General features: G+C 71.5%; 13 protein-coding genes and 1 pseudogene. 8 read left to right on the forward strand and 6 right to left on the reverse strand.

Annotated elements, in window-relative coordinates; all coding sequences use genetic code 11:
- Nucleotides 1-38: 38 nt before the first annotated feature.
- Both DCW30_RS17985 and DCW30_RS17990 read left to right on the forward strand, forming a co-directional pair.
- Complete coding sequence (locus DCW30_RS17985; RefSeq protein WP_076687809.1) at nt 39-1,145, forward strand: NAD(P)-dependent alcohol dehydrogenase; 1,107 nt, start codon at nt 39-41, stop codon at nt 1,143-1,145.
- A gap of 49 nt (nt 1,146-1,194) precedes the next feature.
- Nucleotides 1,195-2,103, forward strand: coding sequence for a class I SAM-dependent methyltransferase (locus tag DCW30_RS17990; RefSeq protein ID WP_076687810.1), 909 nt, complete (start codon nt 1,195-1,197; stop codon nt 2,101-2,103).
- A gap of 8 nt (nt 2,104-2,111) precedes the next feature.
- Here DCW30_RS17990 and DCW30_RS17995 read toward each other — a convergent pair whose 3' ends face one another.
- Both DCW30_RS17995 and DCW30_RS18000 read right to left on the reverse strand, forming a co-directional pair.
- Entirely contained in the window at nt 2,112-2,495 is a 384-nt protein-coding gene (locus DCW30_RS17995) for a hypothetical protein (RefSeq protein ID WP_123985638.1), read from the reverse strand.
- Nucleotides 2,496-2,578: 83 nt separating this feature from the next.
- Nucleotides 2,579-3,031, reverse strand: coding sequence for a methyltransferase domain-containing protein (locus DCW30_RS18000; RefSeq protein ID WP_237283481.1), 453 nt, complete (start codon nt 3,029-3,031; stop codon nt 2,579-2,581).
- A 30-nt stretch (nt 3,032-3,061) separates the two neighbouring features.
- Here DCW30_RS18000 and DCW30_RS18005 point away from each other — a divergent pair.
- The 5 genes and pseudogenes from DCW30_RS18005 to DCW30_RS18025 all read left to right on the forward strand — a co-directional run.
- Nucleotides 3,062-3,307 (forward strand): annotated as a pseudogene (locus tag DCW30_RS18005) (DUF4232 domain-containing protein); the annotation flags it as partial.
- Nucleotides 3,308-3,774: 467 nt separating this feature from the next.
- Complete coding sequence (locus tag DCW30_RS18010) at nt 3,775-5,043, forward strand: extracellular solute-binding protein (protein WP_076687815.1); 1,269 nt, start codon at nt 3,775-3,777, stop codon at nt 5,041-5,043.
- Nucleotides 5,044-5,138: 95 nt separating this feature from the next.
- A complete protein-coding gene (locus DCW30_RS18015) occupies nt 5,139-5,990 on the forward strand; it encodes a carbohydrate ABC transporter permease (RefSeq protein ID WP_076689749.1) in 852 nt (283 codons plus the stop codon).
- Nucleotides 5,987-6,901 carry a carbohydrate ABC transporter permease gene (locus tag DCW30_RS18020; protein WP_079250265.1) on the forward strand — a complete coding sequence of 305 codons (915 nt, stop codon included), beginning with the start codon at nt 5,987-5,989 and terminating at the stop codon, nt 6,899-6,901. The genes DCW30_RS18015 and DCW30_RS18020 overlap by 4 nt, the downstream gene beginning before the upstream one ends.
- Before the next feature lie 81 nt (nt 6,902-6,982).
- Nucleotides 6,983-9,355 carry a glycoside hydrolase family 3 N-terminal domain-containing protein gene (locus DCW30_RS18025; protein ID WP_079250266.1) on the forward strand — a complete coding sequence of 791 codons (2,373 nt, stop codon included), beginning with the start codon at nt 6,983-6,985 and terminating at the stop codon, nt 9,353-9,355.
- A gap of 47 nt (nt 9,356-9,402) precedes the next feature.
- On the opposite strand, the gene DCW30_RS18030 is transcribed toward DCW30_RS18025, so the two are convergent.
- Together DCW30_RS18030 and DCW30_RS18035 are read right to left on the reverse strand one after the other, a co-directional pair.
- Nucleotides 9,403-10,446, reverse strand: coding sequence for a LacI family DNA-binding transcriptional regulator (locus tag DCW30_RS18030; RefSeq protein WP_076687817.1), 1,044 nt, complete (start codon nt 10,444-10,446; stop codon nt 9,403-9,405).
- A 148-nt stretch (nt 10,447-10,594) separates the two neighbouring features.
- A complete protein-coding gene (locus DCW30_RS18035) occupies nt 10,595-11,323 on the reverse strand; it encodes a hypothetical protein (protein ID WP_076689756.1) in 729 nt (242 codons plus the stop codon).
- A 511-nt stretch (nt 11,324-11,834) separates the two neighbouring features.
- Here DCW30_RS18035 and DCW30_RS18040 point away from each other — a divergent pair.
- On the forward strand, nt 11,835-12,269 hold the full coding sequence (locus tag DCW30_RS18040) for a hypothetical protein (RefSeq protein WP_076687819.1): 435 nt from the start codon (nt 11,835-11,837) through the stop codon (nt 12,267-12,269).
- Between the two features lie 31 nt (nt 12,270-12,300).
- Here DCW30_RS18040 and DCW30_RS18045 read toward each other — a convergent pair whose 3' ends face one another.
- Entirely contained in the window at nt 12,301-13,221 is a 921-nt protein-coding gene (locus tag DCW30_RS18045; RefSeq protein WP_237283482.1) for an urease accessory protein UreD, read from the reverse strand.
- Nucleotides 13,218-13,922 carry an urease accessory protein UreG gene (gene ureG / locus DCW30_RS18050; protein ID WP_076687821.1) on the reverse strand — a complete coding sequence of 235 codons (705 nt, stop codon included), beginning with the start codon at nt 13,920-13,922 and terminating at the stop codon, nt 13,218-13,220. The genes DCW30_RS18045 and ureG overlap by 4 nt, the downstream gene beginning before the upstream one ends.
- Nucleotides 13,923-13,966 lie beyond the last annotated feature (44 nt).

Genomic DNA, 13,966 nt, shown 5'->3' on the forward strand with positions numbered 1-13,966 from the left:
CGTCCATCCGTCGTGCACGGCCCGAAAGGGGCGCAACGATGAGGTTCCGCGCGGCGGTACTGCGCTCGTACGAGAGCCGATTCGACGTCGAGGAAGTGCACCTGGGCCCGGGCCTCGCCGAGGGGGAAGTCCTCGTCCGCATCGCGGGCTGCGGGATGTGCCGGACCGACCTCGCCGTGCGTCACTCGGCGGGACACTCTCCGCTGCCCGCGGTGCTCGGGCACGAGGGGTCCGGGACCGTGGAGGAGGTCGGCGGCCCGCACACCGGGCTGAGCAGAGGCGACCACGTCGTACTGAGCTTCGACTCCTGCGGCCACTGCGAGAACTGCTTGGACGCCGCCCCCGCCTACTGCGACTCCTTCGCCTCGCTCAATCTCTTCGGAGGGCGCGCGGCGGACGCCGCGCGGTTCACCGACGCGGCCGGACGCGGACTGGCCCCCCGGTGGTTCGGCCAGTCCTCGTTCGCCGAGTACGCGGTGGTCTCGGCCCGCAACGCCATCCGGACCGACCCCGCCCTCCCCGTCGAACTGCTCGGGCCGCTCGGCTGCGGCTTCCTCACCGGCGCAGGGGCGGTCCTGAACTCCTTCGGCGCCGGGCCCGGCGACACCCTCGTGGTCCTCGGCGCGGGAGCGGTGGGCCTGGCCGCGGTGATGGCGGCCGCCGCCTCCGGAGCAGTGACCATCGCCGTCGACCGCTATCCGGAACGGCTGGCCCTCGCCGAACGATTCGGCGCCACCCCGCTGCCGGCCGACTCCGCCGACCTGCCCGGCCGCATCCGCCGGCTGACCGACGGTGGAGCCCGGTACGCACTCGACACCACGGCCTCCGCCCCGCTGATCAACGACGCGCTCCGGTCCCTGCGTCCGACCGGTCACCTCGGACTGGTGGCACGCCTCCGTGCCGCGCTGGCTCTCGAACCGGGCACACTGGACCGGGGCAGGAAGATCTCCCACATCTGCGAGGGGGACGCCGTGCCGGGACTGCTGATCCCACGGCTGATCCGCCTGTGGCAGGCCGGGCGGTTTCCCTTCGATGAGCTGATCCGCACGTACCCGCTCGGCGCCATCAACGAGGCGGAACGCGACTGCGAGGCGGGCCGCGTGGTCAAACCCGTCCTGATCCCGGAGCCCTCCACACCCACGTAAGGCGCACACCATGGACGCATACAGCGGCTCAACCCCGAAGGGAGAACGCGTGGTCGGCACAGCGCCCCGGAACACCGGCACGGAAGGCGTGCAGGGAGGTGTCGGCGTGACCGCCCTCCTGGTCGCCGCGGCACGGGCGATCGAGACCCACCGCCATGATTCCCTGGCACAAGACGCCTACGCGGAACACTTCGTGCGCGCCGCACCAGCGTCCGCCGACTGGCCGGTCCGCATCCAGCAGGTCCTGGACGGCGACACGAACCCGCTATGGGGTCGATTCGCACGGTACTTCGGCCTGCGGACCGGGGTCCTCGACGACTTCCTCCTCAAGGCGGCGCACGCGGGAAGTGTCCGGCAGATCGTTCTGCTCGGGGCGGGGCTGGACTCGCGGGCGTACCGGCTCGACTGGCCGCCGGGTTGTGTGGTCTTCGAGATCGACAGGGACGAGGTGCTGACGTTCAAGCGCACGGTGCTGGACGGGCTGTCGGCCGCCCCCAAGGCAGCACGTACGACCGTCCCGACCGATCTGCGCGCCGACTGGGCGGGAGCGCTGGCCGACGCCGGCTTCGACACCCGCGCACCGAGCGTCTGGCTGGCCGAGGGACTGCTGTTCTACCTGCCCGCTGCCGCCGAGACGCGGCTCATCGGCACGGTGAGCCGGTTGAGCGCCGAGGGCAGCGCTCTGGCGTACGAGGTCAAGCTCGACAAGGACCTGATGGAATACCGCGACAGCCCGCTCTACACCTCGACCAGGCACCAGATCGGCATCGACCTGCTCGACCTGTTCGTCCACGAGCCACGCCCCGACTCCGCCGCCGACCTGGAGGGCCTGGGCTGGTCCGCATCGGTGCACACCCCGTTCGACTTCACCCGGCTGCACGGGCGTGGACCGCTGCCCGAACCGAACGACGCCCTGGCGGGCAACCGGTGGGTGTTCGCGAACAAGACCCGGCCTTGAGGCAGGTGCTACCAGATCCACATCCCGCCGAGCACCGAAGTCCGGCCGCTCTCATCGGCGCCGACCATATGGGCCGATTCGGGACCCCCGCTCGTCTCGGAACCCAGGGGGACGACGAAGCGGTGTTCAGCGAAGTCCGGGGCGAAGATGCGATCCGGGACCAGTTCGTAGCCGTCGACCGTCTTGCCGATGTAGCAGCGCATGAGCTCCATCGACCCCGGCGCGGGGAAGTGCCACTCGCGGCCCCCGTACACCCCCGAGGGGTCACTCAAGGAGCGCAGTACCGGCCCGTCGAAGTGCAGCTCGACGTAGTCGCGCACGAAGCACACGGCGCTGACCTCCGAGCCCATCAGGAGCTGGAGCGGGTGGTCCGAGTCGTTCGCGTCGCGCACGGGCCCATGATGCCCAAGGCTCTCTACCGGCCTCGCGCCGTAACGCGTGAGCCCGTGGCCGTCTTCCGCCCAGGGGGCCTCGGTCACCGGGAGCAGATCACCGTGACGAGGGTGAACGATGCGTAGAAGGGGCCTTCGGCGAGGCCGGCGAACCACCGTTCGCCGCGGTCCCGTTCCACGTAGCCGGCGTTGATGGCGTGCCGCATGTTGCGGCCGATTCCCAGCGTGTGGTCCGCGTCGGCGAGATCCCTGAAGACCGGCGCCGTCGCGATCACCGTCTCCACACGGAACCCCGCCGTCTCGGCGAACCGGCCCAAGCCGCGTCCGATGGTGCCATGGCGGACCGCCTTCTCCGCGGTGTACCGGGTGAAGGCGCGACTGGTGCGGAGGTCCTCGGCGTCGACGGCCAAGGTGTCCCAGTCGGGCTCGACGAGACCGACGAGAGCGCCGGGCCGGGTGACACGGTGCAACTGGGCGAGAGCGGCGTCGGGCTCCTCGACGTGCATCAGCACCCGATCGATCTTGGCCCGGTCCACCGACCCCGGACGAACGGGAAGCGCGTGCAGCGCAGCGGTCAGCCGGCCGAGCGGATGATCCTGAAGGACGGCGAGTCGGTGTCCTTCGGCATCAACTACCCGCCGAACGAGTCGGGCGGCTCCGGAGTCCGTGTGACGGGCCTCGTGGTGACCCCTCCCGGTGAGACGAAGTCGGTCACCCTGGAGTGGCCGGGCGAGGGCACGCTGCCCGTCACCGACGGAAGCGGCTCCCCGGTGACGGTCGGCCCGGTCGGCAGTGCCGGCCAAGGCGGCTGAGCCGCCCCGCACTCCGCTGCCCTCCTGACCGCACCCGAAAGGGGCGGGCGGGAGGGCGACGTCGTTGTGCCGACTCACCGGCCCGCGGCCTGCGTTCCGCAGCCCATGGTCTCCGGTCTCAGGTCTGCCGCCCACGGTCTCGCGTCCGCTGTCCGCCGTCCGCGACTGCGCCCGCGAAACCGCCACCCCCCGACGCCGCCACCACCTCACGAAAGTCTTTCGTAACCGGGGCGATTCCCCTCCTTGTCCCGGTCGCGAAGCCCATGTCAGTGTCCCGGTTCATCAGGCACGCCGTTCGATTCGAGCGCGCCCGAAAACCTTTCGTGACGACGGGCGCCGGACGACGGCCCCTGCCCGGCGACGGCAAGGGCACGACCGGAGACAGAGAAGAGGGGCAGACCATGCACGGGTTCCCGGGATACGACGGTGACGCGAGAAGCCGCATCCTTCCGACGAGGCGACGGGTGATGGCCGCCTTGGCCGCGGCCGCGACCGCGCTCAGCCTCGCGGCATGCGGGTCGTCGGGGCCGTCCGCGGCCTCCTCGGGGAAGGGGCTGACGATGTGGGTGCTCAACGACCAGACGACCATCAAGGAGTCCGTCGAGGCGTACAACAAGGACCACCCGGACGAGAAGATCACCCTGCGCATGTTCGCCAACGACGACTACAAGCAGAAGCTGCGGGTGGCGTTCGGCGCGAACCAGGCGCCTGACCTCTTCTTCAACTGGGGCGGTGGCGCGCTGGAGGACTACGTCAAGGCCGGGAAGGTCGACGCCCTCGAAAGCGGCGAGGTCGATCTGCCGCGCTTCATGCCCAGCGTGCTGGACAGCGCCACACTCGACGGCAAGTTCTACGGGGTGCCCGCCAACGGCATCACGCCGGTCGTCCTCTACTACAACAAGAAGGTCCTGAAGGACGCCGGGGCCGAGCCGCCGAAGACGTACGACGAGCTGCTGACGGCCGTGCAGAAGCTCAAGGGCGAAGGGGTCACCCCGATCTCGCTCGCGGCCAACTCCAAGTGGCCGACGCTGATGTACCTGGAGTACCTGCTCGACCGCGAGGGCGGCCACACGGTGTTCGAGAAGATCGCCGCCGGGGACTCCACGGCCTGGAAGGACCCGGCGGTCACCAAGGCCAACAGCCGCCTCCAGGAGCTGGTCGAGGCCGGCGCGTTCGGCGGCAACGCCTCGTCCGTCGGCTACGACCAGGGCGCCGCCACGGCCCTGCTCCACACCGGCAAGGCCGGCATGGAGCTGATGGGCACCTGGGAGTACGCCAACCTGGTCAAGGCGGCCCCCGACTTCGTGGAGAAGGACCTGGGATACGTCCCCTTCCCCGTGCTTCCCCGGGGCAAGGGCGACCCGAGGAACATCGTGGGCAACCCCTCCAACTTCCTCTCCCTGAAAGCGAAGAGCAAGAACAAGTCCGCGGCGCTGACGTACCTGAAGGACTACGTCATGAACGACGCGCAGATCGACTCCTTCCTCGCGACCGGCAGCGTGCCGCCGGTCAACAAGCTGGAATCCAAGCTCGCCTCGGTGAAGTCGCCCGACAACAAGAAGTGGCTCACCTTCGTCTACGAACTGGTGCGGGACGCCGAGAACTTCCAGCTCTCCTGGGACCAGGACCTGCCGTCGGACCAGGCCGACCCGCTGCTGACCAACGTGGACAAGTCGTTCCTGCGGCAGATCGACCCCGAGCAGTTCGGCGTGAACATGAGCAAGGCGGCGAAGTAATGGCCGTGGTCGCCGGCACGCCGCGTCCGGCCGCCGCTCCGAAGACACGGCCGCCCACGGCGCCCGGCGGACGCCGCGGCCTCAGCGGGCTGCTCATGGCCGCCCCCGCCCTGCTGCTGTTCACCCTGTTCGGTCTGGTCCCCCTCGGCGGCGTGGTGGTGCTCAGCCTCACCAGCTGGGACGGCCTGGGGGCCATCGGGTGGGCCGGGTTCGGCAACTGGGGCGGGGTCCTGACGGACGGCGCCACCTGGCAGGCGCTGTGGCTCACCGTCAAGGTGATGGTGATCAGCTGGCTCGTCCAGACTCCGGTGGCGCTGGCGCTCGGCCTCTTCCAGGCGCCCCGAGGCCGCACGCGCGCCTTCCTCGCCGTCCTGTGGTTCCTACCGCTCTTGCTGTCCGCGGTCGCGATCGGTCTGACCTGGCAGGCCCTGCTCGACCCGTCCTTCGGGATCGGGGCGACGCCCGGCCTGCACTGGCTGGCCGAGCCGCTGCTCGGCTCGCCCGACCTGGCGCTCTACACGGTGATCGCCGTGATCGCCTGGCAGTTCGTGCCCTTCCACGCGCTGCTGTACCAGTCGGGCATCCGGCAGATCCCCGTGTCGCTGTACGAGGCCGCCGCCATCGACGGCGCCGGGCCCGTGACACGGCTGCTGCGGATCACGCTCCCGCAGCTCAAGTACACGTTCGTCACGTCGAGCACGCTCATGCTGGTGGGATCGCTGACCTACTTCGACCTGATCTTCGTCCTGTCGGGCGGAACGGGCGGCCCGGGCACCGCGACCCGGGTCCTGCCCCTGGCCATGTACATCACCGGCTTCCAGTCGCACGACATGGGCCGGGCCAGCGCGATCGCCACCCTGCTGGTGGTGTTCGGCCTCGGCCTCTCGCTGTTCACCACCCGTCTGTCCGGATTCACCCGGATGGAGAGCCAGCAGGAGGGCCTGTGAGTACCACCGTGACCAAGGAGCGCACCGGGCCCGGGCAGCAGCGCGCCGTCCAGCCACGGACCCCGGCAGGCGCCCGCCGCCGGCCGTGGATCAGCGGCGCACCGCGCCGCGCCCTCACCGGCGGGGCGGCGCTGGTGTGGACCGCGCTCGTCGTCGTCCCCGTGTACTGGCTGGTCGTGACCAGCCTGCGCAGCCGCACCGACTTCACCACCGACAGCCCGCTCGCCCTGCCGGGCCGCCCCACCCTGGACAACTACAAGACGGTTCTGGACGGCGACTTCGCCACCTACCTCCTCAACAGCGTCGTCGTCACCGTCGGAGCCGTCGTGCTCACCGTGGCCGCCGCCCTGATGGCGTCGTTCTCCATCGTCAGGTACACCAACTCCTGGTCCCGCCTGTCCTTCCGGATGTACCTGCTGGGCCTGGCCATCCCGCTGCAAGCGGTGATCATCCCGGTCTACCTGCTGATCATCCGCATGGACATGTACGACAGCCTGCTCGCCATCGTGCTGCCCTCGGCGGCGTTCGCCCTGCCGATCACGGTGATGATCCTGGTCAGCTTCCTGCGGGACATCCCCAGGTCGCTGTTCGAGGCGATGATCGTCGACGGCGCGGGGGACTGGCGCATGCTGTTCTCCCTGGTGGCGCCGATGGCGAGGCCCGCGTTGATGACCGTCGCCGTCTATGACGGCCTCCAGGTCTGGAACGGCTTCCTCTTCCCCCTGATCCTCACCCAGAGCGGCGACAAGGCCGTGCTGCCACTGGCCCTGACCCTCTACCGCGGCCAGTTCGGCATCGACGTGCCCGCCACCATGGCCGCCGTGGTGCTCTCCACCCTCCCCATGCTGGCGGTGTTCCTCCTCGCCAAGCGGCAGTTGGTCGCCGGACTGACCGCCGGATTCTCCAAGTAACGACACGCCTGCCGCAGCCGAGGCCGGGGCGACCACGCCCAGCCCGTCCGGCATGCCCGGAAACCTCACGAGGAGTCGTGCATGACGACCACCACCACCCCGGAGCACAACCTGCCCGACCCGGGAGCCGAACCGCGGATCGACGGCGACCGGCCGTGGAACGACCCGGCCCTCCCGATCGACGAACGCGTCGACGCGCTGCTCGCCCGCCTCACCCTCCAGGAGAAGGCCGCCCAGCTCACCAGCAGCTGGGAGGACGTCGAACCCGCGGGACCCGAGGTCGCCCCCGGCACCAGCCTCTTCGCCCCCGCCGGCGACCTCACCCTGACCGCCCGCCACGGCCTCGGCCAGCTCACCCGGCCCTACGGCACCGTGCCCCGCCCCGCCCTCGACCACGCCCGCGTCCTGGCCGAACGGCAGCGGCAGATCATCGCGCAGAGCAGGTTCGGCATCCCGGCGATGGCGCACGACGAGTGCCTGACCGGCCTCACCGCCTACGGCGCCACCATCTATCCCACCTCCCTGGCCATGGCCGCCACCTTCGATCCCGCACTGATCCGCCGGGTCGGGTCCGCGATCGGCGCCGACATGGCGGCAGCGGGCATCCACCAGGGCCTCGCCCCGGTCGTCGACGTCATCCGCGACTACCGCTGGGGCCGCTGCGAGGAGACCTACGGGGAGGACCCGCACCTCGTCGGCGAGATGGGCGAGGCATACGCCCTCGGCCTCCAGGGCGCGGGGGTGTACGCCACGCTCAAGCACTTCGCCGGCTACTCCACCTCCATGGGCGGACGCAACCACGCACCCGCCCGGCTCGGCCGCCGCGAACTGGCCGACGTGATCCTGCCGCCCTTCGAGCGGTGCGTCGCCGCCGGAGTGGGCTCGGTGATGAACTCGTACGCCGAGGTCGACGGCGAGGCGCCCGCCGCGAGCCGGTGGCTGCTGACCACCGTCCTGCGCGAGCAGTGGGGCTTCGAGGGCACGGTCGTCTCCGACTACTGGGCGCTGCCGTTCCTCGCTGACGCGCACCGGCTGGCTGCCGACCTGTCCGGCGCGGGCGTGCTGGCCCTCAAGGCGGGCATGGACGTCGAACTTCCCGACCAGCGCGCCTACGGGGAGACCCTGGAGGCCGCCGTGCGTGACGGGCGGGTCGACGAGGACGACGTCGACCGGTCGGTGCGCCGCATCCTGCGGCACAAGGCCGCGCTCGGCCTGCTCGACGCCGACTGGGACCCGGAACCGCCGGCGCTGCGCACCGGTGAACTCGACCTGGACACACCGGCAGGGCGCGCCCTGGCCCACGCCGTCGCCCGATCGAGCGCCGTGCTCCTCTCCAACAAGGGGGCGCTGCCGCTGCCCTCCACCGGCCGGATCGCCCTGATCGGCCCGTGCGCCGACGACGTACGCACCATGTTCGGCTGCTACAGCTTCCCCAACCACGTCCTCTCCGACCGCGACGACCTCGGCGACGGCGTCGAGGCGGTGTCGCTGCGCGAGGCGCTGACCGCCCAAGTGCCGGGCGTGCAGTGGGAGTTCACACCCGGATGCCCGATCCGGGAACCCGACCGCTCGGGCATCGAGGCCGCGGTGCGGGCGGGCGCGGCGGCCGACCTCGCCGTCGTGGTCGTCGGCGACAAGCCCGGCATGTTCGGCATCGGCACCTCCGGCGAGGGCTGCGACGTGGAGGACCTGCGTCTGCCGGGTGTCCAGGAGGAGCTGGTGGAGGCCGTGCTCGCCACCGGCACGCCGGTCGTCCTGGTGGTCAACAGCGGACGCCCGTACGCGGTGGGCCGGTTCGCGGACGAGGCGGCGGCCATGGTGCAGGTCTTCCTGCCGGGTGAGGAGGGAGGCCGTGCGACGGCCGAACTGCTCGCGGGGGAGGCCGACTTCAGCGGCAAGCTGCCCGTGCAGATACCTGCCTCGCCCGCCGGGCAGCCCTACACCTACCTCCACCCGCCGCTGGGTGACCGGCAGAGCCGGCTCTCCAACCTCGACCCCACACCCGCCTTCCCGTTCGGGCACGGCCTTTCGTACACCACGTTCGAGGTCGACACGCTGTCCGTGGACCGCGAGCACGTGCCCACCGACGGGGGGTTCACCGCATCGGTGAGGGTGCGCAACACCGGGGCCCGTCCCGGCGCCGAAACGGTGCAGCTGTACTTCACCGACCCGGTCGCGCAGGTCACCCGGCCGATCCGGGCTCTGCTGGCCTTCGCCAAGGTGAGCCTCGCACCGGGAGAGGAGGCCACGGTCCGCTTCGACGTCCACACCGACCGTCTGGCCTTCACCGGCCTGAGCGGTCAGCGGGTCGTCGAACCCGGCCAGATCCTGCTGTACGCCGGCTCATCGAGCACCGACACACCGGCCCGCACGACGGTGGACCTGGTGGGCGACGAACGGCAGGTGCCCGTCATCCGTCACCACACCGTGCCGGTGACCCTCGACCGAAGCTGACCGCCCCTCGGCGGAGGGCGACCGTTCCCCGCGGCCGGCACCCTCCGTCAGGGCCCGCAGAGGTTCTTCGCGGGCGCCGCCGTCGAGGTCCGCAGGACCAGCTCCGTCACCAGCTCGATGCGCGGCGAGGCGGGCGGGAACCCGTCGGCCATCTGCAGGAGCACGCGCGTGGCCTCCCGCCCCAGCTCCTCGATCGGCTGGCGGACCGCGCTCAGCGGCGGGCTCGCCATGGCCGCCACCACCGTGTCGTCGAACGACATCACCGCCAGGTCGTCCGGGACGCGCAGCCCTCGCTGCCGGGCCGACTCCAGCACCCCCAGGGCCTGGGCGTCACTGGCCGCGAACACGGCCGTGGGAGGCCGCTCGATCCCGAGGAGGTGAGAGGTGGCCGCCAACGCCTCCCCGTAGTCGAAGTCGGTCGAGCGCACGATCGCGGGATCGTAGGCGATCCCCGCCTCCTCGAGCGCGGCCCGGTAGCCGTGCAGACGCGCCGCGCCTGCCAGGGAATGGGCGCGCCCGGCGACCATCGCGATCCGGGTGTGGCCGAGACCGACGAGGTGGTGCACCGCGTCCTTGGCCCCGCTCCAGTTCGTCACCCCGATACTCGGGATGTCCAGGGTCGGAGCGCTCAGCGGGTCCACCAGCACCACCGGCACCCGCTGCTCGACGATGAGCCGCTGGTCCTCCTCCGCCAGCATCGAGATCACGACGATCAGCCCGACGGCGCCCAGCGCCGCGGCCTCCTTCAGCCACTGCGAGATGGATCGCCTGCCGGCGGTGCCGGTCACCACGTGGATACCGAGTTCACCGGCCGCGTCCACGATCCCGCGTGCCACCTCCAGGGTGTACGGGCCCGACAGGTCACGGAAGATCGCGATGATCTGCCGCGGCATCCCGGGGTCCCGCTCCCAGGGGCGGACATAGCCGTGCCGCGCCAGCAACTCCTCGACCCGCGCCCGGGTCGCCGTGCCCACATCGCGGCGCCGGTGGACCACTTTCGAGACGGTGCTGAGTGACACACCCGCCTCCTGGGCGATGCTCGTCAGCAGCCCGTACTGCGCCCGGGGTCGTCCGTTGTCGTCAACAGTCACTGCCTCGTCCTCTTCACCGCCTCGGCACCGGGCGTCAAGCCGTCAGCCAACAGCAGCGGACGCCGGCAGACAAGCGTCCGGCGCCCGCGGTCACTCGGCTCCGAGCGGCCCTCGGCCTGCCGGTCCCGTCGCGGCGCCTGCGTCCCCCTCAGCCATACCGCACCTCGGCAGTACGCCGCGGATCGTCCGCCAGGATGTGGTCCGCGAGCCGCCGCGCCTGCTCCTCGGCGGGCAGACCGGGGAGAACATACAGCTCGTACCTGTAGAAAGCCTGACGCTCGCCGGTCCCCGAGACCTGGTGGAAGTCGACGTCGACGCCTTCGGGGTCCATCAGTTCCTCGGGGACGCCGAGTTCCTCGCGCCGTGGGGAGACGTCCGTGAGGACGCACCCCCAGCGTTCGAACCAGCCGCTGCCCGTGAGGATCTCCGCGAGAAGCCGGGCCACGGTGTCCACCGGCTCCTCCCAACCGCGGTCCGCGGCGGCCCGCCGGAGTTCGGCGTCGTACTGGCCGGCGTCGAAGTGGAAGTCCATCGGCACAGTGGTGATGTCGCCGGTGTTCTCCCAGCCGTCCCAGACGGCCCGCTCACCCTCGCGGCGCACCGTGACGTACAGGGCCCCGCAGCAACCGGGCGTACAGGTCGGCGCGGTGATCATGACCCTGCGGGGCTCCGCCGCGGCTGCCAGCGGCCAGCTCTCCGCCGGCCCCGTCCACTCGCGGCAACTCGGCGCGAGCCCTGCCGGGTGGACCTCCTTCAGAACGTCTGCGCCATCGATCAGAGGCCTCACCTCGGCCCAGGGGCCCGCCGCCCAGTCGTCCGGGATCCTGTGCCGCAGCGTCAGTGTGCTGATCGTCGGCTGATCGGTCGCGCCAGTCATACGTACATGATCGGTCAGCGGTCCGGGAGGGGCGCCGGGGGCGGACCAGGTGTGCGCGGTGAGGAAGGCAGGGCCTTCGCCGCGCCGGGCGCGTTCGATGGCTTCGAGCCGGGTGAAGTCCTGGGGCTCCATCAGGCTCTGCCAGGACGAGGCCCACGCAGGATGAGGATGACCAGCCCCTCCGCGTCGTGCCGCTCCGCGGCCGTCCACCGGCTCTGCGGGCGTGCGAGCTCGTCCGCGTCGAGGGGGCGCTTCCGCGCCACTCGGCGGGGATGGCGGCAGCGAGCGGTGTGATCACGACGAGGGCGCCGCCCGGCCGCAGCCGACGGTTCAGCGAGGTGAGGCCGGCGGCACCAGCGCAGGGGGGGGGGGTCGGGAGCTGGTGCCGGGGGAAGGCCGGAAGTCGGTCCCCCGAGGCCGGACGCCGGGCCCCGCCGTCCACGGCGACGCGCGGACGGGATCACGCGAGGCTGCCCCGAATGGGCCGCCGACCTGTGGGAACCTCTTCGGCATGAACCACCACGACGGGCCGGACCGAGGCCACCAGCGACCCGAAGGCGTCAGCGACGAGACGATCGAAGCCCTCGGGTCCCTCTCCAAGGCGCTGGAGACCACCGAACGCGCCCGCGGACATCTCTACGAGTTCCACCAGCTGACCGGCGGCGCGGATCTGGAGTTGGACCGGGCTGTGGATCTCCTCCGCAAGGCCGGTCATTCAGCCTGGGCCGACCGCGTCCAGCACGAGATCGTTGGCCGCAACGTCATTCCAGGGCATTGGACGTTCCAGATCATCGAGGAATACAACGGCACTTACTACGAGCCCTTCAAGGAAGTGGAACGGCAAGCGGTCGCCGAACTGGCGGACGGGCGCGATCACCTCTACGAAGCCGAGATGAAGGAAGCACGACGCAGTAAGGGACATCCCGATCACACCGCTCGCCCCTGAGTTCCGGCGGCTGTGGACGTGACGGCAGCGGCTACGCGGTGGCGGCCAGCACGTGGGCGAGGCCGGTGTCGAGGAGCCGGCGCAGCCGGGCGGACGTGGGGGCGATCGCGGTGATGAGGAGGGCGGGCACGTCCGCCAAGGGGGCGAGGACGGCGTGGCCCGCGGTCGGGTCGTCCTCGATGAGGAGGGGCGGGAGGCCGGGGTCCAGGCGGGGGTGGACCACGAGGAGTTGACCGGCGGCACGGTGGGGGCCCAGAACGGCGGGGCCGTCCCAGGCGTTGGCCGGTTCACCGTAGAGGGTGTGCTGGTCCAGGAGGGGACGGCCGTCGCACCGTACGGTCAGGCGGGTGGAGAGCAGGCCCGGCGGCTCTGCGGTGCGGCCGAGCTGCTGCTCCTCGCGCAGCAGCAGCCGGGCGGACGGGGCCAGGTCGACGGCGCACGTCTGGTGCAGGGTGCTGCCGCGGGTGCTGATCAGCGGCTGCGGCAGCCAGTTCAGCGAGGCGTGCTCGCCCACGGTGAGGCGGACGTCGTAGGTGGCGGGTGCGGTGGTCGGTCCGCGCAGGGCGATGGTGGCGGCGGCCGTGCCCACCTCCAGGCGGGCGTGGTTCTCGGCCGTGACGTCGAGTGTGAGACGGTCGCCGCCCAGGGGCGCGCTCATGGCGCCGATCACGCTGACCCGGGCCCGGTCGCCGCGGGGACGCAGCCGCCGCAGGTGGAAGGGGCCGTCGCTGTGCAGGAGCGGAACGGTCGTGGTGCGGCCGTTGTGTCCGGCGCGGATACGGGCGGACGCGTGGACCCCGGGCGGCTGCGCGCTGCCGGCACTGTTCCCGCAGGCCTCGGGCACGTGCTCGCACGCGGTCGGGCCGGCGTCGGCGGGGTCCGCGGCGGAGGCGTCGGCCCGTGCCCCGTGGCCGGGCGGCGTCGTGGTGGTGAGCGGTGCGGTGGCGTTCACGCGGCGGCGCCCGCGCGCCAGGAGGCGAGACACTCGCCGAGCCAGTCGGCCACCGGAGCGATGCCGTCGGTCGTCGCGAGGCTGGTGAAGGCGACCGGCAGGGGGCCGCGCTGCTTCTCCGCGTCGGCGGCCATGGTGCCCAGGTCGGCTCCCACGTGCGGGGCGAGGTCGGTCTTGTTGATGACCAGGAGGTCGGCGGTGGTGATGCCGGGACCGCCCTTGCGGGGGATGTCGTCGCCGCTGGCCACGTCGATCACGAACACCTGGGTGTCGACGAGACCACGGGAGAACGTGGCGGTGAGGTTGTCACCGCCGGACTCGACGAGGATCAGGTCCAGGGGGTGCAGCGCCTCTTCCAGTTGCTCCACCGCTTCGAGGTTGGCCGAGATGTCGTCGCGGATCGCGGTGTGCGGGCAGGCGCCGGTCTCCACGGCGGCGATGCGTTCCGGGGGCAACACGGCCTCGCGGCGCAGGAATTCGGCGTCCTCGCGGGTGTAGATGTCGTTGGTGACCACGGCGATGGACAGCCGGTCGCGCAGCGTGCGGCACAGCGCGGCGACGGTGGCGGTCTTGCCCGAGCCGACCGGCCCGCCCAGGCCGACCCGCAGGGCGCGACGGCTGCCGTCGGGGCGCAGCGCGTCGGCGCTGTGGGTGTGGCGGTGGGGGAGGGAGAGGGGCGTCGCGGGGTGGTCGAGGTGCATGGTGGCTCCCGTAGGTGCGTAGGTGACTGTGTGGAGGAGGCGGG

Source organism: Streptomyces alfalfae (assembly GCF_004127445.1).
Classification (GTDB): domain Bacteria; phylum Actinomycetota; class Actinomycetes; order Streptomycetales; family Streptomycetaceae; genus Streptomyces; species Streptomyces alfalfae.